We start from the raw sequence: 25,780 nt of genomic DNA, 5'->3' as shown, positions 1-25,780 counted from the left end.
TCGGGTATATTTTGATTTTAACTTAAAATGATATGTAAAAGATGAGGGTTCTATGGTTTACCAATAATCAAGCGGGCTATAATTCGGATTTAAATGGATATAACGGAGGCGGATGGATTACTTCTTTGGAAAAGGAAGTTAGAAAATTGCCAAATCTTGAGTTGGCAATATCCTTCTTTTTTCAAGATGAGCCATTTAAAGTTGAACAAGAAAATGTAATTTATTATCCAATTTCTATTGCTAGAGGCATACAAGATAGGTTTAAAAGAGCATTCTCTAAAAGTAAACAAGAAGCTTCACATGTAAGCGCTTTTAAATCGGTAATTGATGATTTTAAGCCTGATATTATACATGTTTTTGGGTCGGAACGAACTTTTGGGCTCATTGCTCAATATACACATATTCCTACAATTATTCATTTGCAAGGTCTGCTTATTCCTTGCTTAAATGCACTTGTTCCACCATTTTATTCTCAATGGGATATATTTCGTTCAAATGGATTAAATCCTTTAAGGCTGCTTTCAAATTACGGGCAATTGAAGGGATGGAAAACTTCTGTTGAAAGGGAAAAAAGGATTTTTGCCGGTTGCAATTATTTCATGGGGCGGACGGAATGGGACAAAAGAATCACTAAAATTTATTCGCCAAAATCGCATTATTATTATTGCAGTGAAATGCTACGCGAATCTTTTTTTAATGCAAGGCCTTGGCAAGTTATAACCAATAGAAATATGGTCATCATTGTAACAACCATTTCAAATCCGCTTTATAAAGGTGCTGATATGTTGTTAAAAACAGCGCAGATACTCAAAAACGAGTTGAAGCTTAACTTCGAATGGCTAGTTTATGGAGTTAATGAGATGGATTTTGCAAGTTTTAAAACAGGAATCCATCTTGAAGCTGTTTCTGTTTATCCTAAAGGTATTGCCTCGTCTGATATAATAAAAGAAGCACTTGGTAATTGTGATGTTTTTGTACATCCTTCATACATTGATAATAGTCCAAATAGTGTTTGTGAAGCCCAACTTCTAGGTGTGCCAGTTATCGCATGTAATGTAGGGGGAGTTTCTACACTAATAGAGCACCTAACAACAGGTGTTTTGGTTCCGGCAAATGATCCTTATATGGCAGCATCTTATATTAAAGAAATCGTTGATAATAAAGAACTTGCATCGAAAATTGGAAACAATGCTAGAGTTCTTGCGATCGAAAGGCATAACAAAGAAAATATAGTAAATGATTTGTCTAGGATTTATCAAACTATCATAGATTTGTAATGAAATTTGAATTTTTTTACCTCTTACTTTAATAGATGGTGATATCAATACATAATGAATAAAATTAAATGTCATTTAATCCTAAAGTTACGGTAGCAATACCTGTTTATAATGTTGAAGCTCATATTGCCAACTGTTTGAATTCTGTTTTTGATCAGGATTATGATCAAATAGAGATTTTAATCGTTTATGATGTTAGCGACGATAATAGTCTGCAAGTAGCTATGGATACGTTAGTGAGCAGTAAATTTCCTTTTCGGGTAATTAAAAAAAACGAGGTTGATAAGGGTATTGGAAAATCCCGAAATATTATTTTGGATAATTTAACAGGTGATTATCTTTTTTTTATTGATAGTGACGATTATATAGTTTCACATACAATCAGTTTACTTGTAAAGGAAGCAGAATTAAATAATGCAGATATTGTGGCAGCTTCCCATCGTGCTGTAGATGAGGAAGGGATAATAACTAAGGTTTTTCAGTATGATGAGAAAAAGGTATTTGATAATGGATCATTTAAAAAACATGTTTATGTTGAGAATGGATATTTTTCAGTGTATTCCTGGAATAAATTATATAAAACCACTTTTTTAAAAGACAATAATTTAAGATACATTCATAACGTAGTTGAAGATGCCGTATTTTCTTTTTTAGAGATCCGGCACCTGACAAAGATCGTGTTACTTCCTGATATTACATTAGATTATCTGATCCGCAATACATCGATTACAAACGCCATCATGTATAATGATTTGTCATTAGAAACGGCTGAGATTTACATTTCGATACGCGATTTCGAATATTCTATTAATAATCCTAAAATATTTGAAGATGTGTGTAGTAATATCGATGTTTTCAACTTTTGTTATACCATGATTGTTAGGGATTCGTACAAAAGTAAAAGGATTACCGATCAGGATAAACCAGAACTGTGTAGAAAAGCTTTTAAAACACCTGTTATAGGGTTGAAAGATTTTTTTTCATTATTATTAGCAAAAAAGAAAAAATTCGTTTTATTATTGATGATAAAGATGCTTCCTTTCAGGTTAAATATGTTAATGGTTAATTTTTATCATAAAAGGAGAAATTTTTGAGATTAATATATCTGCCAGTTTTATTTACTCTAATTAGTAAAGCTGTTATTCAAAATTGAAACCACGGTTTTCCGACAGAAATATTGATTTCGGGAAAGCTAAAATCAACTTCTCCATTTACAAAAAGCTATATGTTAATTAAGATTTATAAGACATACACGAAATATAGAACTAGAATTTTCAACTCTGTCAACTGGAGATGGGGTAGATTTATGATGAAGGTACATGGTATTGCATATGGCAAAAACCTGATCGTGCAGGGAGTTTTAGATATTCAGATAGGAAAGGATGTTAATATTATAATTGGTGACTCCTGTACTTTTAAAAGTGGCAGAGGCCTAAATCCTTTAAGTCGAAATATTAAAGGCTCAATAAGTGTTGAAGATAAAGCAACTTTGCTTATTGGTAACAACTGTGGCTTTAGTTCTGTATGTTTATGGTCGCATCAATCAATAACAATTGGGAATCAAGTTAATATTGGAGCGGACACTATTATTATGGACTCAGATGCTCATTCTTTATCTTATTTTGATCGACGTAACATAGAGAATGATCTGAATCATAAAGTTAATAAACCCATTATTATTGATAATGATGTTTTAATAGGAACTCGGTGTATCATTTTAAAAGGTGTTCACATTGGTGCGCGTAGTATTATTGGGAGTGGAAGTATTGTAGTGAATGACATCCCGGAAGATTGCATAGCAGCAGGGAATCCTGCTAAAGTGATAAAAAAAATTAATTTTAATTAGATATGATTTATGTTGTCTTTAGTGATAGACTAGGAAATAATCTTTTTCAGATGGCTGCAGCTCTGTCTCTAAGTGAAAAAATAACAATATGCGTACCACTACAAGAAGAGTATTCTGCTACATTAAAGTATAAGGATACTTTTTTTAAAGGTTTTGATATCTTAAATTATATTCCAGATGGAATACCGGTTTATGAAGAACCATTTTACCACTATAATTCCGTTCCATATACTGAAGGTACTGATTTGATTATAAAGGGGTACTTCCAGTCGCACAGATATTTTGATAGGTCTCTGGTTTTAAAACAATACTCTATCGATGATAATACTATTTTCTTTATTGAAAAAAAATATCCAGAAATCTTAAAAGGCGGATATACCAGTATTCATATTCGAAGAGGAGATTATCTTAAAATGTTGTACAAGCATCCTTTTTGTGGATTAAAATATTATAAAAAGGCTATTGATCTAATTGGTAAAAATGAAAATTTTATTATCGTCAGTGATGATATTACATGGTGTAAAAATAATATAAAATTGAAAAATGTAATATTTGCTGAAAACACCTCTCCAATTATCGATCTATATATACAATCTTACTGTGAAAATAATATACTCAGCAATAGCTCATTTAGTTGGTGGGGTGCATATTTAAATAAGCATATTAATAAAAAAGTTATTGTACCTTCCTTGTGGTTTGGTTATAAAGCTAATTTCAGTACAAAAGATTTACTACCTCGAGATTATATCGTCATAATTAATAAATACAGTTTTGTTGGGTATTTAAAATCAGTAATGCAGTTGGTTAAAAATAAAATATTCTTTTTACTAAATAATAAAGATGTTCAAAATTAAAAGGAATCAGTTTAAAAGGAGCCTCTCTTTAGGGATTCTGTTCTTTTCTGGAACCAGTTTGCACTTTTTTGATGGTGGAATCATATTTTGGTTTTTTATTCTAATAATTCTAAATAAAAATAATTTCTTAAGAATTAAATTAAAGGATTTACTTGTGTTAAGTTCTCTAATCTTGATTTTAACTGTATTCTATTTGATAAAAAGTAACGAAATTCCATATTTTGTTTTCGTTGCTATAGCATCGGCATATATAGTATTATTGAATTATAGGACAAATAATTATAAACAAATATTTTTGGTAGATATTTCGAATTTATTTAAATTCTATATGCATTTTACCTTAATAAGTATATTTTTTCTAATTTTTGGCCAATCATTGTTTAGCCCTGCTTATCTATGGCCATTTTTACGACAAATAGGTTATATTTTTTGGTATATAGACTCAGGTGGGCCTTCATTTCTCAACCACTATCGATTATGTGGTTTGGCATGGGAGCCTGGGGTTTGGCAATTATTTCTAAATCTCAATCTTATCCTTATCCTTTCCAGTAAGCGGCCAACTAAAGAAGTTATTCTCTCAATAATATCCATTGTGTTTACTTTTTCCACTACTGGTTTGTTTATTATGGTATTTATATTAGCTGCAAACGTTCTTTATTTGAGCCCTATTAAAAGAGCAAAAACATTAATTATCCCCGCAATTTTATTTTTCTTTTTATTTTCTTTAATTTCTTCTAATATCAATGAAAAACTATCCGGTAGCGGCGCAACATCTTCATCTGTAAGATTTGGAGACTTTTATGTTGGTCTTGAAATGTTAAAGAGAAGTCCTATTATCGGAGAAGACCCCAAAACAACATTTAATTCATCGGATCTACTTATTTTAAATACACGTGAGCGTATATGGAATGATGCGGTTGAAGGTGATAAAAGTGGTTATTTGGATGCCGAGATGGTTAATGGTTTTATGATATTTTTATTGGATTTTGGTTTGATTGCTGGTGGCTATTTATTGTATAAGGCATTCTGCTTTAATTTGTTCGAAAATAAAAAAATAAGAAATGTATTTATTTGCGTCATAATAATAGCACTTTTTTCAGAGCCAATCTCAAGAACAGGTTTCTTTTTCTTTTTTATTTTAGCTTCCATTATAATCAATGGGTCTAAAAAAACTAAATATTTACAGCCTGTAGGGCAAATTAATTAGACATAAATTATGATGCTCACAGCGCATATCAATAAACAGAATATACCTTTAGTTTCAGTAATTACGATTGTATATAATGCGGAATCAACAATTGAACAGACAATTTTAAGTGTTTTAGCACAAACCTATCCAAATATTGAATATATTATTATTGATGGCGGCTCTACAGATGGATCATTAAAAATAATAGATAAATATAAAGATAAAATTACAAAATGGATTAGCGAACCCGATAATGGAATTTCTGATGCCTTTAATAAAGGAATTAAGTTCTCATCTGGAAATCTTATTGCGTTATTAAATGCAGATGACTGGTATGAAAAAGATGCTGTAAAAAAAGTTGTTGAAAATTATACAAATAAATATACTGTTCTTTGTGGTAACGTAAAACTTTATAATAATCTAAATAATTTTAAAATTAAGAAGAGTTCGATTGATAGCATCGAATCTGTGATGAATGTTTGGCATCCCGGAATGTTTTGTCCTAAAGAGATTTACGACGAAATAGGGCTTTACAATATTGATATAAAAATTCTTATGGATTATGATTTTGTTATCCGATGTTATCTTGCAAAAATAAATTTCAAATTTATAGATGAAAACATAGTTAATATGCGATATGGAGGTGTGAGTAATCAACTAATTACAAAATCGATGAAGGAAGCTCTGATAATAAAAGAGAATCATTTTGGGAAAAAATTCAAACACAAACTAGAATATCTCTTTTTTAATTCTTATTATCATACTATTATTTATATAAAGAAAATTATTTATGGATAGAAATATCGAAATTGATATTCTTCTATCAACCTATAATGGTGGAAAATATTTAGACGAGCAGTTAAATTCTATCTTAAGTCAAACTAATAGTCAGTGGAAAATTATCATAAGAGACGACGGTTCGTCTGATAATACACTTAGTATTATTGATTGTTATGTAAGAAATTATCCAGATAAGTTCTTTTTGCTTAAAGACCTTGGAGGTAATTTAGGTTCAACACTTTCGTTTTCGCAACTGATTGAAAATTGCAACGGTGACTATATAATGCTTTGTGATCAAGATGATGTATGGTTGGATAATAAAATTGAAATAACGTTGAATGAAATGTCTAATTTGGAGATGAACTTTGGCAAAATACCATTAATGGTATTTACAGATTTGAAGGTTGTCGATCAAAACTTAGCTATTTTATCCGATTCGATGATTAAAAGCCAAAAGTTGGATGTTTCTGTAATTAACAAACCTGTAAAACTTGCAGCCTTAAATGTTGTAGCTGGATGTACAATTATGATTAATCGGGCAGCAGTAAAATGTGTATTACCTCTTACGTCAAAAAATATAATTCATGATCAGTGGATGGCTGTTAATATTTCAAAATATGGAAAAATATCATATGTTTCTCAGCCAACTATACTTTATAGGCAACATTCAAATAATGTTGTAGGGTCAAATAAAATTGCATTTCAATACTTTTACAATAAATTAAAAAGCCCTTTGAAACAGATGAGGATTTATTCTGATTTACTTTCACAATTAAGTTTTAAAATAAGCTCTATTGAATTTATAATGTATAAGGTTTTTTTTACTTTTAAGAGAATGTTAAAATAATTTATGAAAATAGCCATTTTAGGCACACGGGGTATCCCTAACCATTACGGCGGGTTCGAACAATTTGCTGAATATTTATCTTTGGGCTTGGTTGAGCGTGGGCACGAGGTTACCGTTTATAATTCAAATGATCATCCCTATCAGGAATCTATATGGAATGAGGTAAAGATTATTCATTGTTACGACCCTGAAAATAAAATGGGTCCTGCTGGTCAATTTATATATGATTTTAATTGTATTTTGGATAGTAGAAAAAGAGGCTTCGACATTATTCTGCAATTAGGTTATACGAGCAGTTCGATTTGGGGTTGGTTGTTCCCTCGAAAAAAAACTGTAATTACCACCAATGTTGATGGTTTGGAGTGGAAACGCACGAAGTTTTCACCAAAGGTAAAGCGGTTTTTAAAGTACGCGGAAAAGTTAGGAATCAAGTACAGCGATTATTTAATTTCAGATTCCATTGGTATCCAGGATTATTTAAAAGCTACTTATCAAAAAGAGTCACTTTATATTCCCTATGGAGCAGATTTGTTTACCCATCCTGATAAATCTTGTTTGAAGAAATATGGAGTTGAAATGCAGCAGTACAGTATGCTTATAGCACGGTTAGAACCCGAAAATAGTATCGAGATGATTTTGGATGGTGTTGTCCAGGCAGAACAATATGAGAAATTTTTAGTCATTGGTAAGCATGAGACCAAATTTGGAACATATTTAAAAGATAAGTTCAAAGGATACGATAATATCATTTTTGTTGGCGGCGTGTACGATATTAATGTATTGAATAATTTACGCCATTTCTCCAGGCTTTATTTTCATGGTCATACGGTTGGGGGTACCAATCCATCCTTATTAGAAGCTATGGCCTCCCAGGCATTAATAGCCGCAAATAAAAATATCTTTAATGAATCGATTCTAGAAGATGATGCTTTTTATTTTGAAAATGCGAAGGATGTTGCTGAGTTATTAAATAACACAAATAAGGGGGATTATCAATCAGCCATTGAATCAAATAATAAGAAGATTGTCCAGACATTCTCTTGGGAACACATCGTTGACCTATATGAACAACATTTTAATTCGATAATTTATGAATGTAGAAAATAAATATATATTAATCATGGCTGGAGGAGTAGGCTCCCGCTTCTGGCCAAAAAGTAGAAACCATTTTCCTAAGCAATTTATTGATATTTTGGGTATGGGGAAATCTTTATTGCAATTAACTTATGAGAGGTTTTTAAAGATTTGTCCAAACGAGCAAATTTATATATTAACCAATACGAGCTATGCCAGTTTGGTTGCCTGTCAATTGCCAAATGTTTTAGCGGAGAATATCTTGTTGGAACCAAGTCGTAACAACACTGCTCCTTGTATTGCTTATGCGGCATATAAGATTGGGGAAAAAAATCCTGATGCCAATATTGTTGTGACGCCATCCGATCATTTGATTTTAAAGGAAGATGTCTTTTTAGATAAAATTCAACAAGCTTTAAGCTTTAGTGAAAAAAACGATGCCTTATTGACTTTGGGTATCAGCCCAACGAGGCCAGATACGGGCTATGGATACATCAAGTATCAAGTAGCAGGTAGCGGGCATCAAGATATCAAAAAGGTCGATGCTTTCATGGAAAAACCTGCTTTAGCTAAAGCAAAGGAATATTTGGCTAGTGGAGATTATGCGTGGAATGCAGGCATTTTTATCTGGTCAGTTAATTCATTAAAGAGAGCATTTAAAAAGTATGCTCCTGAAATTGCTTTTCTATTTGAAAGCGGTTCGGTATTTTACAACACAGATGCAGAAACTAAATTCATCACGGAAAAATATCCATTAAGCCCCAATATTTCTATTGATTATGCCATATTGGAAAAAGCAGGTAATGTATATACCATTCCGGCTGATATTGGTTGGTCTGACTTGGGTACATGGGCTTCACTACACGTGGTGGGTGAAAAAGATGAGAATAGTAATATGGTTAATTTAGATAAAGTGTACTTGCAAGAGACGACCAATTGCGTTATTCATTTATCTAAAGATAAAGCTGCGGTGATTAGAGGTTTAGATAATTATATTGTGGTTGATGATGGTGAAGTCCTTTTGATCTATCCAAAATCGGAAGAACAGGAAATTAAAAAAGTAGCCGAGCAAATGATTAACAATCATGGCACGCGATATGCTTAAGTGAGTTAGTAAGTTGGTCGGTAATAAATCATTCGTTAATCTAGCTTTTAGCTTAAGCTCTAATCTTTCAAAAGTGACAAACTCTGTCCTGCCTAATCGCTCGTTTCTTTTGAAGCTGTTGCACAACTTCTTTATTTAGTTTGTATTATTGCATATCTTAATGAGGGTAATTAATTTATTCATTTTAATCGGCTAAATAGTATGTGTTACTCAAATTCTAAGTTCTTTAAGGTGGCTGTAGCTTTTTTTGGCTCATGTGTTTTAGTTAATTAATAGTATGTTACGAAAGCACTTTTTGATCTAAAAAAACAATGATGTGTAGCAATCTGTACTCAAGCGAACAGACTGAAAATGAAATGTGGTATAACTAGGTTAATACAGAGGTGCGCATCGTCCTCAAAAATAACATGCAATGGAAAATCATTTCTGCAAATAGGGTACTAAAAGAATGGATTTTAGCTCTCCTTAACTAGTATAGTTGTAGTTGATTTTAAATTAGTTTTACCCGCCTTCTTCAGCAAATTGAGTTCAATACTTACTCCACATGAAATATCTTTGACCATGCAAACCGGTAGACTATTAATAGCATTTTGACAAAGTAAATGTTCTATTATTTTCCTGTTTCCAGAAATTCCCTAAAGTATTTTAGGTAAATCGAAACTTCCTTTTTTTCAAGGTGAATCCCGTCTCTTGACTTGAAAGATGTTGGAGGTAGGTGCATTAAGGGAATGCTAGGGAAGTTTTTTTTGATGGATTCACGTGTAAAAATAGCCAAGGGCAAATTTTCAAGAGATGAATTAACAGGCATTTCAAAAAAGTAGAACTTAGTATTGCGATTAGTTTCTTGTATTGTTTTTATCGCTGCTCTCAAATTTATTATTGCATTTTTTATCACGTTCGTATCTGGATGATTATACTTTTTCTTTTCATTTTGCAACAATTCATTAAATACAGTTGCCGGTAATTCTTTTTCTTCTATTGCCGCAGCATTTTTTTTACCATCAGGTTTTGAAGTAATAATATGTCTTAAAATTCCCATTGGTTGATTTTCGGGGCGCATGGCACGGAAATTATTATTTAAAAAAATGCTAATTGGAGAATCATAAGCATGAGCGAAATCATTGTTTTGACCCTTGAAAAAATAGTTGATTTCAATAAAAATTTTTGAAGGTGCTTCTTTCCGTTTGCTAATGATATTAAAACCATCAAACATCGACATGCCGGGCATTGCTAAATTGTAGACACCTGGAATGCTATCATTTTCTATCAATCCAGATAATGATGTCCCGATCATTGCAGCCTTGGGTGTCACATCAGCGTAAATATATCTGTCAGATTTGATGATATTCCCCTGATATTGGTACTGTACAGATCTCCATTGTTGTTTATTTAAAACTAAAAAAATGCTGTAGGCTGCAAACAATAAAGCAAAAACGAATAAACCTTTTTTTATCATTTTTTATATTAAAATTGAAAATAAATGAATGATCCAGACGGCCCTGAATTGACCGCTATCATAAATAACATGCAGCCGTAAGCAATGAATTTATACTTTTGGGTGATGTTCGCTATCATTGGATTCTGATTAGCTAAGTATAAAAAATGATAGATAACAACTGGCGTTGAATAAAGTAATATAAAAACGATAAGTGTACCATTGTGTGCAAGATGCTGGTTGGCATAAATGGATTTAAAATATTCTATCACATTTTCAACAGGCAGTTTAAAAAATACCCAGGAAATGGTAACCACTAAAAAAACTACAATTCCCATCAGAATCTTTGTGAAAGTATTTTTTTGGGGTAATTTAAAGTTATTTAAAAAAAATCTTTCAATGGCTAAAGCCAAACCATGGTATAGCCCCCATATGGCATAACTCCAAGCCGCGCCGTGCCATAAGCCACCTAGCCCCATAGTAATAATTAAGTTTGTGTATGTACGTACGCGTCCTCTTCGATTCCCCCCCAACGGAATATACAAATACTCCTTCAAAAAAGTTGATAAAGATATATGCCATCTTCTCCAAAATTCAGAAAAAGACGAAGATATGTATGGGAAATTGAAATTGTCTATCAAATCATAACCAAATAATTTTGCAATCCCGAGAGCGATCAAAGAATAACCGGCAAAATCTGAGAAAATTTGAATAGAATACCCAAAAACAATAAGAATAAGATCAAAAGAAGCAATCGTTTTAAAATAAGGATACTCCATCCAAAATGTGAAATTGGTCAAATTATCGGCGATAACCATTTTTAGAAAATATCCCTGTACCAATTTTTCAAACACATAACTCCAATTGATATTCTTAAATTTTTTCTCGCCAATTTGTGGGTAAAATTCATATGCTTTTAAGATAGGACCCGCTATTAAGTGTGGGAAAAATGAAATGAAAAACAAGGTTTTATAAAAATGCTTGGAAAGTGATTTCTCGATAGTTAATATATCTTTATGTTTGTTTGAATATACATCTATCAGTAAACTTAACCCTTCAAAAGTATAAAATGATATACCAATAGGTAAAGGAAGCATTAATAAGAATTGGCCGAAACCTGCGTCGGTATTTAGAAACGTTTTAGCAAATAAAGGGCTATATTTAAAAAAGACCAAGACTGCTAGGTTGATAATAACCCCTGTTGTTGCATAAAATCTGCGCATTTTGGGGTTGCCATTAACAATAAGATAGCTTACAGCGATGTTTATTAATGCTGAAACAATTAACAAAAGTAATAAACTAGGTTGGCTGTAGGCATAAAAAATTAAACTTGATAGAATTAATATTTGTACCTGCAGCTTTTTTAAGAAAGGAATATAATAGACAATAAAGGTTAATACTAGTAATAATATAAAAATGGCGCTATTAAAAAGCATGAGATTTTTTATTAATAAAACAATGATCTGCAGGATTCAATTCAAAGAATTCGAACGTTTGGTCGCAAATATATTTAATTTTCAATAATGTAACACCATAAACGTAATGAATTAAAAACGAGCATGGATAGATTCTGCTTTTTGATGCCTGTATAATTAATGAAAAAGGATTGCTATAGCGTAACATTTAATTAAAAATTACCATTGTACTTAATACTGATGTAAATTGTAATCGAACCTCTATGCAAAGTAAAGATGATTATCTGCAAAACTTATGACCAAAAATCTTTACTGGTTCACTATAATTACTAAATGAGATATCGAATTGTGGATAAAGAGTGGTAAATCAGATGACTGAACAACAATGTAGTTGCTGATAATTGAATCCTTTTGATCTATCCAAAACCGGAGGAACAGAAATTAAACACGTAGCTAAAGACATGGTTGCTGACCATGGAATTAAATATGCTTAAGCCAGCATTAAATAAAAAAAATGCACTTTGTAAACTTTTTTGTTTCTACTGAATTGATTTGTTAATCTACTATTTATCCAGATAACGATACTCGATTTATCAGTCACTTATTTTAATTATATATTGCATAATTATTACCCGTTTTTATATTGGTAATGATTTTTTAACTTTGAAGTGAATTTTTGGGCATCAATTTTGTTCATTGTAATTCAGTTAAAACAAAAATACAAACTAAATGTTTAAGTTCTCACTTTAAGCCTATGCAAACACGTTACTTATTTATACTTAAATATATTTTACCGGTAACTGACCTGATTATGGTTAATATCGTGTACTTTTTTGCCTACCAATTTACGGCGTATATGGGCAAAGCAGTCAGTTCGGAACTGCAATGGCACTATGTGGTGGTGTGTAATTTGATCTGGATTGTAAGCACCACAAGTTTTGGTTTGTATAGCGAATATGGCTCGCGTAGGATAGAGCGGATTTACAGGGGCACCTGGAAAAGTGTGGTTTTACATGCTGTATTGTTTTCTATTTACCTTTTCTTTTCCAGACAAAATGATTTCTCAAGATCTTTCCTGGTAGTTTTCTATGGCATGCTGGCCATCTTATTTTTGATTAACCGTTTTATTGGTACTTCTTTTCAATTTTTGCTATTTAACCATTTACGTGGGGTTAAATCGGTAGCAATTATGGGTAATAATGCTACCGGTATGCAATTGGCCAGTTATTTTGAAAAACAGCACTATATTGAATTTCATGGCTTTATTAATGATGTACCAGAAGATTATCTGGATCGAAATGGCCAGATATCTGATATGGTAGGACGGCAGTTTAAGATGGCTGTAGATAAAGGGATTAAAGATATATATGTAACGATTGCACCTGATCGAATGAGCGATATGACTTTATTAACGGAAGAAGCAGAAAGGCAATGTGTGCGTTTAAAATTTATACCTGATATTAGTGGGGCCTTATTATCGCCTTACACCGTAAGTTATTTAGGTAATGAGTTTCCGGTGATCTCTTTACGATCGGAACCTTTGGAGAAAATCCATAACCGGTTTAAAAAACGGGTAATTGATGTGGTTTTTAGTGGTTTGGTTATTCTTTTTGTATTAAGCTGGCTATATCCGATTATCGCCATTCTGATTAAATTACAGAGTAAAGGGCCAGTATTGTTTAAACAATTAAGGAGTGGGCGTGATGACGAGCCTTTCTGGTGTTTTAAATTCAGGAGTATGCGGATGAATGCCGATAGTGATAAGCGGCAGGCGAGCAAAAATGATGACCGGATTACCCCAATTGGAAAATTCCTGAGAAGATCGAGCCTGGATGAATTGCCACAATTTTTTAATGTATTTATGGGGCACATGAGTGTTGTGGGCCCAAGGCCACATATGTTAAGCCATACAGAACAATATAAAGGTATTGTAGATCAATTTATGGTGCGCCATTTTTTAAAACCGGGTATTACCGGATGGGCTCAAGTAAATGGTTACCGTGGTGAAACAAAAGAAGATTATAAAATGGTAAAACGTGTTGAACACGATATCTGGTATCTGGAGAACTGGAGTGCCATGTTGGATGTGAAGATTATTTTTATGACCGTTATTAACATGGCCAAAGGAGAAGAGAATGCATTCTGACAAAATTCATAAGAAGCCCGAAAGGGCTTTTTCTTTTGCCAATATCTGTGTAACCCGGTTAATTTCATAATTAATTACGTTCTTTGCCCTTTGAATTAAATTTTATCCGATGAAGAAAATCTTGTTGCTCCTATTTTTAGTTATTTCTATCCGTGAGCTAAAAGCTCAAGCCGTGTATCAGCCCTATTCTTATCAGTTTTATCAGAAGTTAAGCGGTGAAGTATATAATCCTAATATCCGTATCCATAGTGCGTTAAAACCTTTCTTTATTGATGATAGCTTATTGCGAGATAAAAGTAACCTTCTGCTGAGTGTAGGAGTAGATTCTAGCCGGCATAGCTGGGTATCAAGGAAGCTATTTCAGGAACATTTACTGGATATCCAAAAAGAAGACTTTACTGTTTACGCTGATTTTTTGCCTGATTTTCAAATTGGTAAAGATTTCTCAGGTAAACAAAACGTGTGGTTAAATACAAGGGGGTATCAAGTGGGTGGTACAGTCGGTAAAAAGTTCTCTTTTTATACGAGTGGTTTTGAAAATCAAGGGCAATTTTCTAAATATTATAACGATTATGTGAACACTACTGGCGTAGTGCCTGGACAATCTTACAACCGTGCTTATGGCTTTAATGGTGGAAAGACTTCATTAGATTGGTCGTATGTAACCGCAACAATATCTTATACCCCTATAAAATATTTGAATATTACAGCTGGTTACGATAAAACATTTATAGGTGATGGTTATCGTTCTTTGTTGTTATCTGATTTTTCTTCTCCGGCTCCTTTTTTAAAGCTTACTGGGAATTTGGGAAATGTGCAATATATGGCCATGTGGACTTCGATGCAAGACCCTGGTGCGACTAAATTATCTTATGATGCTGGCAACCGTAAAAAGGGAGGCGTTTTCCATTATTTAGACTGGAATGTGAATAACCGCCTATCTATCGGTTTCTTTGATTCTATTGTGTGGGCACAAACCGATGAAGCAGGAAATAGAAGAGGATTTGACTGGGGCTATGCTAACCCTATTATTTTTTTGAGGCCAGTTGAAGCCTCGAGCGGTTCGCCTGATAACGCCTTATTAGGTTTTACTGCTAAGTATAAGTTTATGAAAGAACTGGTTGCTTATGGGCAGTTTTCGTTAGATGAATTTGAAGCCAAGAATTTCTTTTCGAGTTCTGGTAGTTCGAGGAATAAATATGGCTGGCAGTTGGGTATAAGGGGAGCAGATATTTTTAAAGTTGAGGGTTTAAATTATTTACTGGAATATAATACTGCGAAGCCTTATACCTTTTCTTCGAGAACGCGCATAGGCAATTACGCTAATTATAATGAACCTTTAGCACACCCGATGGGCGCTAACTTTAGAGAACTGGTTAGTTTATTAAATTATTCTTATAAGCGTTTTGATTTTAGCGGAGAATTGATGTATGCTAAGTACGGATTAGATGAGGCTGGCCAGAATTACGGCAAAAACATTTTTGAGCCCTACACCGATGCGGTAAAAGCTAATGGAAATTATACTACTCAGGGAATTCGAACTGATCTTTTTTATGCCGAGGGCCGGGTTGCTTATGTGATTAACCCTAAATACAACCTGCGTTTGGAATTGGGCGGTATCATCAGGCGTGAAAGTAACAGCTTAGGTAAAAACAATACCGGTTTAATTACTTTTGGTTTAAGAAGTTCATTCAGAAATCTATATTCAGATTTTTAACATAGGAATTCCGCTAATAAATATTATAGCCTAAAATAAGAAAGCCTGATCGCAACCGATCAGGCTTTCTTATTTTATATGTTTATGGATACTTATTCTACCGTTACCGATTTTGCTAAATTGCGAGGTTGATCTACATTACATCCTCTCATCACGGCAATATGATAAGAAAGTAACTGAAGTGGAATAGTTGCTAGTAGCGGTAAGAAAGCTTCATTTGCATCAGGTATCTCGATACAATAATCAGCCATTTTCTTTACCTCTGTATCCCCTGCTGTTACAATGGCAATTACTTTTCCTTTTCGGGCTTTTACTTCCTGGATATTACTAATCACTTTTTCGTATGATGAATTTTGCGTTGCGATAAATACAACAGGCATTTCTTCGGTAATCAGTGCAATAGGGCCATGTTTCATTTCGGCTGCAGGATAGCCCTCCGCATGGATATATGAAATTTCTTTAAGTTTTAAAGCGCCCTCTAAAGCAACGGGAAAGCCCGTACCGCGACCTAAAAACAAGCAGTTTGTAGAATCCTTAATTTTTTCGGAAACTTCTTTGATCAAGTCATTAGATTCGAGCGCAAGCTCAATTTTTTCAGGGATATGGTCTAGTTCAGTTAATAACTCAATTAATTTGGAAGTGGTAATGGTGCCTTTTTGCTGCGCCATATAAAAAGCCATAAGCGTAAGTACGGTAACCTGAGCAGTAAAGGCCTTGGTTGAGGCTACACCAATCTCAGGCCCTGCGTGTGTATAGACACCGGCATCCGTTAATCGTGGGATAGAAGCACCAGCAACGTTACAGATACCAAAGATGGTTGCACCACGTTCTTTAGCCATTTCGATTGCTGCCATGGTATCGGCAGTTTCGCCTGATTGCGAAATGGCAATTACTACATCCTTTTCGGTAATGATTGGGTTACGGTATCTAAACTCTGATGCATACTCCACCTCAACCGGGATACGTGCATATTCTTCAATCAGGTACTCTCCTACCAAACCTGCGTGCCACGATGTTCCGCAGGCGACAATAATAATCCTGTCGATGTTTTTTAATTTATCTGCAAATTCTTTTATGCCACCCAACTGAACTTTACCTTCTTGTGGATAAATACGCCCGCGCATACAATCTTTTATTGACCGGGGCTGTTCGTATATTTCTTTTAACATGAAGTGATCGAAGCCACCTTTCTCAAGCATTTCAAGCTTCAATTCGAGTTCCTGGATTAATGGTGTTTGTACCACATTATCCAGCTGTTTAATTAAAAGGTCGTTTTTGGTAATCAATGCAATCTCTCCATCTTTTAGGTAGATTACGTTTTTGGTGTATTCGATAATCGGAGTGGCATCTGAGGCAATAAAATATTCGCCTGCTCCAACCCCAATTACCATCGGACTTCCTTTGCGGGCCGCAATTAAACGATCAGGATTATCCTGGTCCATAATTACAATGGCATAAGCACCGCTTACTTCCTGCAGGGCCAAACGCACGGCTTCCATCAAATCAATTTGCTCAATCTTCTGGATTTCCTCAATCAGATGAATCAAGACCTCCGTATCGGTATCGCTTTTGAATTCATGACCACGCTCCAGTAATTCTTCTTTTAGGGTGGCGTAGTTTTCGATAATACCGTTATGTATGATAGAAAGTTTATTATTATTTGAGGTATGGGGATGCGAATTCCGATCAGAAGGTGCGCCATGGGTTGCCCAACGGGTATGGCCTATTCCAATAGTGCCAGACTTATCCTGTGCTGCCGCAAATTCTTCTAAAACGGCAACTTTACCAGCTTTTTTGTAAATGTGCTGCCCGGTGTTATTCATTAAAGCAATACCTGCACTATCATAACCACGGTACTCTAATCTTTTAAGCCCTTTTAATACAATTGGCCAGGCTTCTCTAAAGCCGATGTAGCCTACTATTCCACACATAATAAATTTAGATTTAATTAGGCTGCTAATATAGTAAATCAAACGTTTGTTTAGTGTTTTTTTGCTAATTATGGTAGCGTAATTGTTACGGTGTTTACATTGGTTTACAATGATGCTATATTGAATAAGCACTACTGATATGTCTAATTAGCTATAAAAGGTTATTTTTTAGTGATAAAATTATACGCATAAAAAATCCCGTTGTAATTTTTTTTACAACGGGATTTCCTATGTTTTGATGTATTTTGCTTTTAGCCAGCCATACTATCAGTTGTTCTTTTTACAGCAACTTTTCTTACTGTTTCTATAATGGCATTTTTATCGTAACCACATTCTGCCCAAAGTTCCGGTTGCTCTCCATGTTCGATAAACTGATCTGGAATACCCAAGCGGATTACGTTGGCCTGGTAGCCATGGTCGGCCATAAATTCTAGTACCGCAGACCCTACACCACCTTGTAATGAACCATCTTCTACTGTAATTACATGTTTATATTTGGCAAATACCTCGTGCAGCATTTGCTCATCCAAAGGCTTAACAAAACGTAAATCGTAATGTGCCGGATAGAATCCCTCTGTATTGAGTTCGGCACGTGCTTCTACTGCAAAATTACCCACATGACCAATAGTTAACAACGCTACATCTTCGCCATCACATATTTTACGGCCTTTTCCAATCTCTAAAGCTTTAAATGGTCTTTTCCAATCGGGCATTACCCCATTACCGCGTGGATATCGGATTACAAATGGACCAATATTATCTTGTTGCGCGGTAAACATCAGGTTGCGAAGCTCTTCTTCATTCATAGGTGAAGAAACCACCAGATTAGGGATGCAGCGCATATAGGCAATATCATAAGCTCCATGGTGCGTTGCCCCATCGGCACCTGCAAGGCCTGCCCTATCCAGACAAAAAACAACATTGAGTTTTTGGATGGCTACATCATGAATCACCTGGTCATAAGCCCTTTGCATAAAGCTGGAGTAGATATTACAGAATGGAACCAAACCCTGCGCAGCTAAACCTGCAGAAAATGTTACCGCATGCTGTTCGGCTATACCGACATCAAAGGCGCGTTTAGGCATAGCTTTCATCATGATGTTTAATGATGAGCCGGAAGGCATTGCCGGAGTAATGCCTACAATTTTATCATTTGCCTCCGCAAGTTCGACCATAGTATGCCCGAAAACATCCTGGTATTTTGGCGGCTGAGGTTTATCAGGGGTACTCTTTTTAATTTCGCCGGTAATTTTATCGAAAAGGCCCGGAGCATGCCACTTGGTCTGATCTTTCTCAGCCAATGCAAAGCCTTTACCTTTTACGGTAACGCAGTGCAATAATTTAGGACCAGGAATCGCCGAGAGATCTTTGATCACCTGTGCCAAACGTTTCACATCATGACCATCTACTGGGCCAAAATATCTGAAATTTAGCGCTTCGAATAAATTACTTTGTTTAAGCAGTGTGCCTTTAATGCTTTTTTCAATTTTCTTCACGTACTTATGCGCATTAGGGCCAAGTTTAGAAAGGCCGGTAAGCACATGTGAAATATCATCGCGGAACCTGTTATAAGATTTGGAAATGGTAATGCTGGTTAAATATTCTTTCAGCGCACCAACATTAGGGTCGATAGACATGCAATTATCGTTTAAGATAACGAGTACATTGCTGTTTTCAATCCCAGCATGGTTTAATCCTTCAAAAGCCAAACCTGCTGTCATGGCACCATCGCCAATTACGGCAACGTGCTGCCTGTTGGTTTCGCCTTTTAATTGTGAAGCTACCGCCATACCCAAAGCTGCAGATATGGATGTAGAAGAGTGGCCCACCCCAAAGGTATCGTACTCACTTTCTGAAATTTTTGGAAAGCCACTAATACCACCATACACGCGGTTGGTGTGGAATAAGTCTCTTCGGCCGGTAAGAATTTTATGTCCGTAAGCCTGGTGGCCTACATCCCAAACCAGCTTATCGTAGGGTGTATTTAATGCATAATGGAGTGCTACCGTGAGTTCAACAACACCTAAACTGGCACCAAAATGGCCACCATTCACACTCACTACATCAATAATGTATTGTCGTAATTCCTGACTTATTTGTTCTAAGTCAGACTCGTTATATTGCTTCAAATCAGCGGGATAGTTGATTTTTGAAAGCAGGGGGCCAGCTTTTACTTGCATTCGAAATTTGTGGTAAAAAACAAGATACAAAGTAAGGTAAATTTGTTTTAATATAGAAGAGAAAAATTAGTGGTTTATTATTGATGGTTAAGCGGTTAGTGTTTAACGGTTTAGCGTCGGGAGACAAGCGTGTGGCGTTTGGTGCTCCATGAGGTGCCGCGATGATGGGTATTTAGCACTTTGGATTAGGTTATCAGGACCTGAAATTTTTTACTATGTTTGCCGCTACGCATGCAGGCAGAGAATTTTGAAATAAAACTTCCGGTTTTTGAAGGTCCCTTCGATTTGTTGTTGTTCTTTATTGAACGCGATGAACTGAATATTCAGGACGTGGAGATCGCGAAAATTACTAACGATTTCCTTGCCTATATTCATCAATTATTGGCGCTGAATGTAGAAGTGGCCAGCGAATTTATTCTGGTGGCAGCTACGCTGATGCGCATTAAATCGAAAATGCTTCTGCCAAGGATTGAGATTGATGAAGCAGGAAACGAAATTAATGCCGAACAAGACCTGATTGCCCGCCTGATTGCCTATAAGCAGTTTAAATCGGCTGCCGAAGAAATGAAGGTTTTAGAGGATGGCCGGATGAAACAGGACCAGCGGGGTAACATTGCTTTCGACTTAGGCTTGGCAGCAGCATCTTCAACCCATCAGGATGAACTCTTATCACTCGATCTGTATAAACTTTTAACAGTTTATCACCGTACCATGCAAAAGTATGAATTGCGGAGCGAAGAAGTAAAACATACCGTAGTTCAATATCCTTATACTATCGAGCAGCAAAAACACTTTATTGCCAATCTTTTAGATATCAATAAGCAGATCGATTTTGCCCTGGTGCTTAAAAACTCAGAAAATAAAGTACATTTCGTATATAATTTCCTTGCCATTTTAGAAATGTTGCAGCAACAAATTGTAGAGATAACCATCGGAAGTGGCTTTAACAACTTTAATGTGAAAGCATTATCGTAATTGCGCTTATATTAAGTTTGAATTGCTTACTTTTGCAAAAAAAATACAAACCTAATATAACGATGACACGCGACAACCAAATTTTTGAACTTATTGATAAGGAGTTAAACCGCCAGGAGCATGGTTTAGAGCTTATTGCATCAGAAAACTTTGTAAGCAAGCAGGTAATGGAAGCTGCTGGTTCAGTATTAACTAATAAATATGCTGAAGGTTTACCAGGTAAGCGTTACTATGGCGGTTGCCAGGTAGTGGATGTAGTAGAGCAAATTGCTATCGATAGGGCAAAACAATTATTTGGTGCAGCATGGGTTAACGTACAACCACACTCTGGAGCACAGGCTAATGCGGCTGTTATGCTTGCTATTCTTCAGCCAGGCGATAAAATATTAGGTTTTGATCTTTCTCACGGTGGTCACTTAACTCACGGTTCGCCGGTAAATTTTTCTGGTAAATTATATCAACCATTGTTTTATGGTGTAGAGAAAGAAACCGGATTGATCGATTATAAAAAATTAGAAGAAGTTGCTTTAGCAGAAAAACCAAAATTAATTATCTGCGGTGCATCTGCTTACTCGCGCGAGTGGGATTATGCTTTTATCCGTTCGGTAGCTGATAAAATCGGAGCTTTGGTTTTAGCTGATATTTCTCACCCGGCTGGTTTAATTGCAAAAGGTTTGTTGGCTAACCCACTTCCGCATTGCCATATTGTAACTACTACAACCCACAAAACTTTACGCGGTCCGCGTGGTGGTATGATTATGATGGGACAGGATTTCGAAAATCCATGGGGATTAAAAACACCTAAGGGCGAAATCCGTATGGTGAGCAACTTATTGGATATGGCTGTTTTCCCTGGTACGCAAGGTGGCCCCTTAGAGCACATTATTGCGGCTAAAGCAATTGCTTTTGGCGAGGCTTTAAGCGAGGAATACGGAACTTATATCAAACAGGTTGCGGCCAATGCACAGGCTATGGCCAAAGCATTTGTTGCTAAAGGATACGGCATTATTTCTGGTGGTACCGATAATCACTTAATGTTAATCGATCTTCGCAATAAAAACATTACCGGTAAAGTTGCCGAAAATGCTTTAGAAAGAGCTGAAATTACGGTAAACAAAAACATGGTGCCATTTGATGATAAATCGCCATTTGTAACTTCAGGTATCCGTGTAGGAACTGCAGCAGTTACCACAAGGGGGTTAAAAGAAGCAGAAATGGAAAAAATTGTTGATTTAATCGATCAGGTGTTAACAAATCCTGAAGATGAAGCCAACATCAATGCGGTAAAAGCCGAGGTTATTAACCTGGTTAGTGCATTCCCATTGTATAAATAATATCGCATTAAGCGTTTTTATAGAAAGAGCCTTGCAATATGCAGGGCTCTTTTTGTTTATAGGTACATTAAGAAAAAGTTTGATGTTTACTGAGTTTTTGGCTTAGGCGTCTATCAACTATATGCCATTAACTTTCAACAGCGCTTCATCTCTTTTTACGCTTTGATTTGCTAAAAAGTAAAGGGCCGATATTCTTTGAAGAAATATCGACCCTTACCATCTAAATTAACGCTCTCGAATATATAAACGAGAGTTTATGCCAAATTGTTTTCAAGGAAGTGAAAAAAAGTGATTATTTTTCGTAACAGCCTAAGGTTGAGGGATAAAATCTTGAATTTTCTTTCATGTCCTTATTCAAATAATTACTGAAATACAGGTCAGTGCTTAAATCTTTTCCCTTTTTTACTGCCTGACTATTGGTTTGCACTTCAAAATTCTCCATGGTCTTGTCAACAAATAGTGGATTTGTGTTTAAAATGTTGCCATTATTGTTGTAGCTGTTGCTGGTGGTTCTGATAATGTTATTCCACAGGCCAAGTTGCACTACTGCCGATGTTTTTCTTTGAATATCGAGCTCATTGGTTAAACTTCCCCAGATAATATTATTGGTTAAATCTAACTGAAGTTTATTGTAAGCATTTGCAGATAAGTAATCGGAAAAGCTTAAAGCTGCGGTTTTTCTTGGAAAATTTAGGTTGTAACCGGCAAAAGTGTTTTGCTTCAGGTTATAGTTTCCTCCTCCTACGGCATAAATCAGGTAATTGCCGCAATTGTACATCAGGTTATTAAAAGCTAAAAGTTCAGAATGATAACCTATATAGGCTGCAACCTGCATGTTTTTAATAATACTACTGCTTAAAATCAATTTAGGATTTGCATTTAGCGATAAGGAATCGGAGGTGATGCCAACCGATGCGTTTTTGATGATGGCATGTTTGATGAGTCCATTGCCGTTTCGTTTAATAAAAATTCCCTTCCATTGTCCGGGTTCGTCTTGATATATTTTTTCCAGCCTGTCGCTGCAGAACATAACCGGCTCGCTAACTGTGCCATTAACATTAAGGCTCCCTTCTATGTTTAGGTTGGCATCTTTATGGAAATAAATTTTGGTGCCTGGCTGCATAGTAAGAGTAGAAGCACTTTTTACCGTTAGTGTACCATTAATAATATACGGTAAAGCTTTTACCCAAACAGCATTGCTATTAATAACTGCATTATTAACAAATATGGCATTTTGGCCGTAAGCCAGAAGTTGCACCACCTGCCTGTTGCCATTGGTGTTTAAAATAATAGAATCCTGAACCAGAAAAGCCAGGTTCTGCGCGTTAGGGTTAATCGTAACCTTCACAAACAGGTTAATTGAATCCTGACCATTGATAATCAGGTCGTTTTTGTTCAGGAGGTTTTCTCCGTTAATGTTAATACTAAAGGGGGAAGTATTGCCGCCAGCCAATTTAATTTCAGAAATTTTAAGAGCGTCGTTATGTTTATTGGCAATTTTTATCCTTTTAGTTACGGAGCCTACTGAAGTGAAGATGGTATCGAATAAAATTTCCGGATTCGAAATACTGAGTTTGGCATTTGGATCAGTGGTTATGCGTTCTCCTTTCCGGCAGGCCGATACCATGAAAATAAACAATAATAGCAGGCCAATATTGAAACGCATAAATCAAACTTATAAAAATGTTCCAGTAGTTGCAACAACAAGGATCAAGATGATGGGCTTTATTCTGCAAAAGCCACAGCTGCAACACTTACTTTTGCAGCTCCGGCATTCAGTAGTTCGTTGGCACAGGCTTCGAGTGTTGCGCCGGTAGTAATTACATCATCAATCAGCAGAATATGCTTATTTAAAATCTCCACAGGCGATATTACTTTAAATACATCCTGCATATTTTCGTAGCGGTTGTACCTGCTCTTTTTGGTTTGGCTCTCGGTAAAAGCACTTCTAATCAGGTTGCGCTCATTAAAACAAGTTCCCATGCTTTCAGCAAGCCCTTTTGCAATAAAGCTACTTTGATTATATCCTCTTTGTTTATGTTTTTTCGGATGTAATGGAACCGGGATAATCACGTTAACATCTTGGTAAAGCACGCTGTTTCTTAACCTTTCGCCCATCATTTTCCCTAGTAATAGCCCAACATCAGTTTTCCCATTGTATTTTAGGCTATGAATCAGGTTTTGAACTTTTGCACCTTTTCTAAAATAAAGCATGGCCATGGCGGCATTCAGTGGCACGCGACCCCACAATTGTTTGGCAACACGGTTTTCTGCATACTGATGGTAATCTGTAAAAGGAAGATCATACAGGCACTTGATGCAGATAAGCTTCTCATTATGAAATAAAGTTGTGCCACAGGCATTGCAGAGTTCAGGGAACAGCAATGAAATTAAATCCGATGTCAGGCGTTTTATTGTTCCCATATTCCTAATTTATCGATTTTTCATCAATAATAAATAAATATAAGTAAGGTCTATTTTTTAGCAAAGCAGGTTCCTGTGAATTGTAGCATGTGGTCGTCCCGCTATTCCTTCAAGTCCTCACTCGTACCTCGCTCCGGGCTTTACCTTCTATCACCTTCCTGCTGCAGGCAGGGGTTTAGGTGGCACAGCCGGTACAAAGCACCCCGTCAAGGCGTCTAAAAACAAAAAACCTCCCAACCCTTAATTTCCTTTACCCCTTAATGGTGAAAAAACGGCCGGCCGGCGCTTAAAAATCCCCACATAACACCCCAATCCCCCAATTGTTTTATCCCGATGAATATTATTTTCAGCTGTAAACCAATTATTTAGCATAAACCTGCCGATAAAACAGCCAAAAGCCTTTGCGTGGGTATTAATTTTTTCTACCTTTGCAACCCGCTCGGAAGGAGAGGGCAATAAACTGAAAAGCTGGCAATAGAGAAAGAGGAGCAGGATTTATTTTAAAATAATCCTTGCGAGATGAGAAAAGATTGCTACCTTTGCAGCCCGCTTCGGAAGGAACGGGAAGCTGATTAAAAGCAGTGTATTGAAATAGCGAAGAAGGAAAAAAGAAGGACGAAAAAATAAAAATTATTTTATTTGGAAGTTAAAAAAAGATTCCTACCTTTGCACTCCCAACCGAAAGGAAGGGCAAAAAAAGCTGAAGCGGCGGATGTCGCAGAAGGCAAACAAAAAAGATTGAAACGGACGAAACATGAAGGCTGGATGATAAAGACCGGCTGAAACCAAAACCCGAAGATATATAAAAGGCAACCGTGAGGTTAAAGCCGAATAAGTTCTTAAAAGAGATGTCAATGTAGCGAAAGCGGGTTTAATGAAGTACTGATCGAAGTACATGATTAAGGAGCTTTATTTTAAAGGTGATGTCTAACAGACAAAACAAAAGAAGACTATTTTTAACAATAGTTAAAACTGGTCAGCATCAAATAACATTTTACAATGGAGAGTTTGATCCTGGCTCAGGATGAACGCTAGCGGCAGGCCTAATACATGCAAGTCGAACGCGATTAAGGTGCTTGCACCTTATGAAAGTGGCGCACGGGTGCGTAACGCGTATGCAACCTACCTTTATCAGGGGGATAGCCCGGAGAAATCCGGATTAACACCGCATAAAATCACAGGATAGCATTATCCAATGATCAAATATTTATAGGATAAAGATGGGCATGCGTGTCATTAGCTAGTTGGCGG

The 25,780-nt window shown here is 35.6% G+C and carries 19 protein-coding genes and 1 rRNA gene; 14 read left to right on the top strand and 6 right to left on the bottom strand.

Going from position 1 to position 25,780, the window contains the following annotated elements:
• Nucleotides 1-41: 41 nt before the first annotated feature.
• The 9 genes from OC25_RS11200 (at nucleotide 42) to OC25_RS11160 (ending at nucleotide 8,972) form a co-directional block, all read left to right on the top strand.
• A complete protein-coding gene (locus OC25_RS11200) occupies nucleotides 42-1,277 on the top strand; it encodes a glycosyltransferase family 4 protein (RefSeq protein WP_039475856.1) in 1,236 nt (411 codons plus the stop codon).
• A gap of 68 nt (nucleotides 1,278-1,345) precedes the next feature.
• Nucleotides 1,346-2,371, top strand: a complete 1,026-nt coding sequence (locus OC25_RS11195) for a glycosyltransferase family 2 protein (RefSeq protein WP_039475853.1) — start codon at nucleotides 1,346-1,348, stop codon at nucleotides 2,369-2,371.
• A gap of 212 nt (nucleotides 2,372-2,583) precedes the next feature.
• On the top strand, nucleotides 2,584-3,123 hold the full coding sequence (locus OC25_RS11190) for an acyltransferase (protein WP_052266156.1): 540 nt from the start codon (nucleotides 2,584-2,586) through the stop codon (nucleotides 3,121-3,123).
• Nucleotides 3,124-3,173: 50 nt separating this feature from the next.
• A complete protein-coding gene (locus tag OC25_RS11185) occupies nucleotides 3,174-3,977 on the top strand; it encodes an alpha-1,2-fucosyltransferase (RefSeq protein ID WP_167335390.1) in 804 nt (267 codons plus the stop codon).
• Nucleotides 3,964-5,184 carry a hypothetical protein gene (locus OC25_RS11180; protein WP_039475842.1) on the top strand — a complete coding sequence of 407 codons (1,221 nt, stop codon included), beginning with the start codon at nucleotides 3,964-3,966 and terminating at the stop codon, nucleotides 5,182-5,184. Before OC25_RS11185 ends, OC25_RS11180 begins: the two co-directional genes overlap by 14 nt.
• A gap of 9 nt (nucleotides 5,185-5,193) precedes the next feature.
• Entirely contained in the window at nucleotides 5,194-5,964 is a 771-nt protein-coding gene (locus OC25_RS11175; RefSeq protein ID WP_052266151.1) for a glycosyltransferase family 2 protein, read from the top strand.
• Nucleotides 5,957-6,793, top strand: coding sequence for a glycosyltransferase family 2 protein (locus OC25_RS11170; protein ID WP_052266150.1), 837 nt, complete (start codon nucleotides 5,957-5,959; stop codon nucleotides 6,791-6,793). The genes OC25_RS11175 and OC25_RS11170 overlap by 8 nt, the downstream gene beginning before the upstream one ends.
• Before the next feature lie 3 nt (nucleotides 6,794-6,796).
• Complete coding sequence (locus OC25_RS11165; RefSeq protein WP_039475838.1) at nucleotides 6,797-7,900, top strand: DUF1972 domain-containing protein; 1,104 nt, start codon at nucleotides 6,797-6,799, stop codon at nucleotides 7,898-7,900.
• A complete protein-coding gene (locus OC25_RS11160; RefSeq protein ID WP_039475836.1) occupies nucleotides 7,884-8,972 on the top strand; it encodes a mannose-1-phosphate guanylyltransferase in 1,089 nt (362 codons plus the stop codon). Before OC25_RS11165 ends, OC25_RS11160 begins: the two co-directional genes overlap by 17 nt.
• Nucleotides 8,973-9,582: 610 nt before the next feature.
• On the opposite strand, the gene OC25_RS11155 is transcribed toward OC25_RS11160, so the two are convergent.
• Nucleotides 9,583-10,428: a hypothetical protein gene (locus tag OC25_RS11155; RefSeq protein WP_039475835.1), complete on the bottom strand. Its 846-nt coding sequence runs from the start codon at nucleotides 10,426-10,428 to the stop codon at nucleotides 9,583-9,585.
• An 8-nt stretch (nucleotides 10,429-10,436) separates the two neighbouring features.
• Complete coding sequence (locus tag OC25_RS11150; protein ID WP_039475832.1) at nucleotides 10,437-11,843, bottom strand: MBOAT family O-acyltransferase; 1,407 nt, start codon at nucleotides 11,841-11,843, stop codon at nucleotides 10,437-10,439.
• A 733-nt stretch (nucleotides 11,844-12,576) separates the two neighbouring features.
• Here OC25_RS11150 and OC25_RS11140 point away from each other — a divergent pair.
• Together OC25_RS11140 and OC25_RS11135 are read left to right on the top strand one after the other, a co-directional pair.
• Nucleotides 12,577-13,968, top strand: coding sequence for an undecaprenyl-phosphate glucose phosphotransferase (locus OC25_RS11140; protein WP_039475827.1), 1,392 nt, complete (start codon nucleotides 12,577-12,579; stop codon nucleotides 13,966-13,968).
• A 109-nt stretch (nucleotides 13,969-14,077) separates the two neighbouring features.
• On the top strand, nucleotides 14,078-15,685 hold the full coding sequence (locus OC25_RS11135) for a hypothetical protein (protein WP_039475824.1): 1,608 nt from the start codon (nucleotides 14,078-14,080) through the stop codon (nucleotides 15,683-15,685).
• 92 nt (nucleotides 15,686-15,777) lie between these two features.
• Here OC25_RS11135 and glmS read toward each other — a convergent pair whose 3' ends face one another.
• Both glmS and dxs read right to left on the bottom strand, forming a co-directional pair.
• Complete coding sequence (gene glmS / locus OC25_RS11130; protein WP_039476025.1) at nucleotides 15,778-17,616, bottom strand: glutamine--fructose-6-phosphate transaminase (isomerizing); 1,839 nt, start codon at nucleotides 17,614-17,616, stop codon at nucleotides 15,778-15,780.
• Nucleotides 17,617-17,867: 251 nt separating this feature from the next.
• A complete protein-coding gene (dxs, locus tag OC25_RS11125) occupies nucleotides 17,868-19,796 on the bottom strand; it encodes a 1-deoxy-D-xylulose-5-phosphate synthase (RefSeq protein WP_039475822.1) in 1,929 nt (642 codons plus the stop codon).
• A 231-nt stretch (nucleotides 19,797-20,027) separates the two neighbouring features.
• On the opposite strand from dxs, the gene OC25_RS11120 reads away from it, so the two are divergent.
• Entirely contained in the window at nucleotides 20,028-20,771 is a 744-nt protein-coding gene (locus OC25_RS11120; RefSeq protein WP_039475817.1) for a segregation and condensation protein A, read from the top strand.
• Between the two features lie 62 nt (nucleotides 20,772-20,833).
• A complete protein-coding gene (gene glyA / locus OC25_RS11115) occupies nucleotides 20,834-22,105 on the top strand; it encodes a serine hydroxymethyltransferase (protein ID WP_039475815.1) in 1,272 nt (423 codons plus the stop codon).
• Between the two features lie 292 nt (nucleotides 22,106-22,397).
• On the opposite strand, the gene OC25_RS11110 is transcribed toward glyA, so the two are convergent.
• Nucleotides 22,398-23,771 (bottom strand): hypothetical protein, encoded by a 1,374-nt coding sequence (locus OC25_RS11110; RefSeq protein WP_052266149.1) that lies wholly within the window; start codon nucleotides 23,769-23,771, stop codon nucleotides 22,398-22,400.
• Between the two features lie 59 nt (nucleotides 23,772-23,830).
• Nucleotides 23,831-24,529 (bottom strand): ComF family protein, encoded by a 699-nt coding sequence (locus tag OC25_RS11105; protein WP_039475811.1) that lies wholly within the window; start codon nucleotides 24,527-24,529, stop codon nucleotides 23,831-23,833.
• 996 nt (nucleotides 24,530-25,525) lie between these two features.
• Here OC25_RS11105 and OC25_RS11095 point away from each other — a divergent pair.
• Nucleotides 25,526-25,780, top strand: a 16S ribosomal RNA gene (locus tag OC25_RS11095); the annotation flags it as partial.

The organism is Pedobacter kyungheensis (assembly GCF_000812965.1).
Taxonomy (GTDB): domain Bacteria; phylum Bacteroidota; class Bacteroidia; order Sphingobacteriales; family Sphingobacteriaceae; genus Pedobacter; species Pedobacter kyungheensis.
Note: the sequence above shows the minus strand (reverse complement) of the source record. Positions and strands in the feature narration are given on the sequence as shown.

Excerpts from the sequence above, each read along its gene's own strand:
- OC25_RS11180 (WP_039475842.1), top strand. The coding sequence starts at position 3,964 with ATGTTCAAAATTAAAAGGAATCAGTTTAAAAGGAGCCTCTCTTTAGGG.
- glmS (WP_039476025.1), bottom strand. The coding sequence starts at position 17,616 with ATGTGTGGAATAGTAGGCTACATCGGCTTTAGAGAAGCCTGGCCAATT.
- OC25_RS11170 (WP_052266150.1), top strand. The coding sequence starts at position 5,957 with ATGGATAGAAATATCGAAATTGATATTCTTCTATCAACCTATAATGGT.
- OC25_RS11110 (WP_052266149.1), bottom strand. The coding sequence starts at position 23,771 with ATGCGTTTCAATATTGGCCTGCTATTATTGTTTATTTTCATGGTATCG.
- OC25_RS11140 (WP_039475827.1), top strand. The coding sequence starts at position 12,577 with ATGCAAACACGTTACTTATTTATACTTAAATATATTTTACCGGTAACT.
- OC25_RS11135 (WP_039475824.1), top strand. The coding sequence starts at position 14,078 with ATGAAGAAAATCTTGTTGCTCCTATTTTTAGTTATTTCTATCCGTGAG.
- OC25_RS11105 (WP_039475811.1), bottom strand. The coding sequence starts at position 24,529 with ATGGGAACAATAAAACGCCTGACATCGGATTTAATTTCATTGCTGTTC.
- OC25_RS11200 (WP_039475856.1), top strand. The coding sequence starts at position 42 with ATGAGGGTTCTATGGTTTACCAATAATCAAGCGGGCTATAATTCGGAT.
- OC25_RS11175 (WP_052266151.1), top strand. The coding sequence starts at position 5,194 with ATGATGCTCACAGCGCATATCAATAAACAGAATATACCTTTAGTTTCA.
- dxs (WP_039475822.1), bottom strand. The coding sequence starts at position 19,796 with ATGCAAGTAAAAGCTGGCCCCCTGCTTTCAAAAATCAACTATCCCGCT.
- OC25_RS11165 (WP_039475838.1), top strand. The coding sequence starts at position 6,797 with ATGAAAATAGCCATTTTAGGCACACGGGGTATCCCTAACCATTACGGC.
- OC25_RS11155 (WP_039475835.1), bottom strand. The coding sequence starts at position 10,428 with ATGATAAAAAAAGGTTTATTCGTTTTTGCTTTATTGTTTGCAGCCTAC.
- OC25_RS11150 (WP_039475832.1), bottom strand. The coding sequence starts at position 11,843 with ATGCTTTTTAATAGCGCCATTTTTATATTATTACTAGTATTAACCTTT.
- OC25_RS11190 (WP_052266156.1), top strand. The coding sequence starts at position 2,584 with ATGATGAAGGTACATGGTATTGCATATGGCAAAAACCTGATCGTGCAG.
- OC25_RS11160 (WP_039475836.1), top strand. The coding sequence starts at position 7,884 with ATGAATGTAGAAAATAAATATATATTAATCATGGCTGGAGGAGTAGGC.
- OC25_RS11120 (WP_039475817.1), top strand. The coding sequence starts at position 20,028 with ATGCAGGCAGAGAATTTTGAAATAAAACTTCCGGTTTTTGAAGGTCCC.
- glyA (WP_039475815.1), top strand. The coding sequence starts at position 20,834 with ATGACACGCGACAACCAAATTTTTGAACTTATTGATAAGGAGTTAAAC.
- OC25_RS11185 (WP_167335390.1), top strand. The coding sequence starts at position 3,174 with ATGGCTGCAGCTCTGTCTCTAAGTGAAAAAATAACAATATGCGTACCA.
- OC25_RS11195 (WP_039475853.1), top strand. The coding sequence starts at position 1,346 with ATGTCATTTAATCCTAAAGTTACGGTAGCAATACCTGTTTATAATGTT.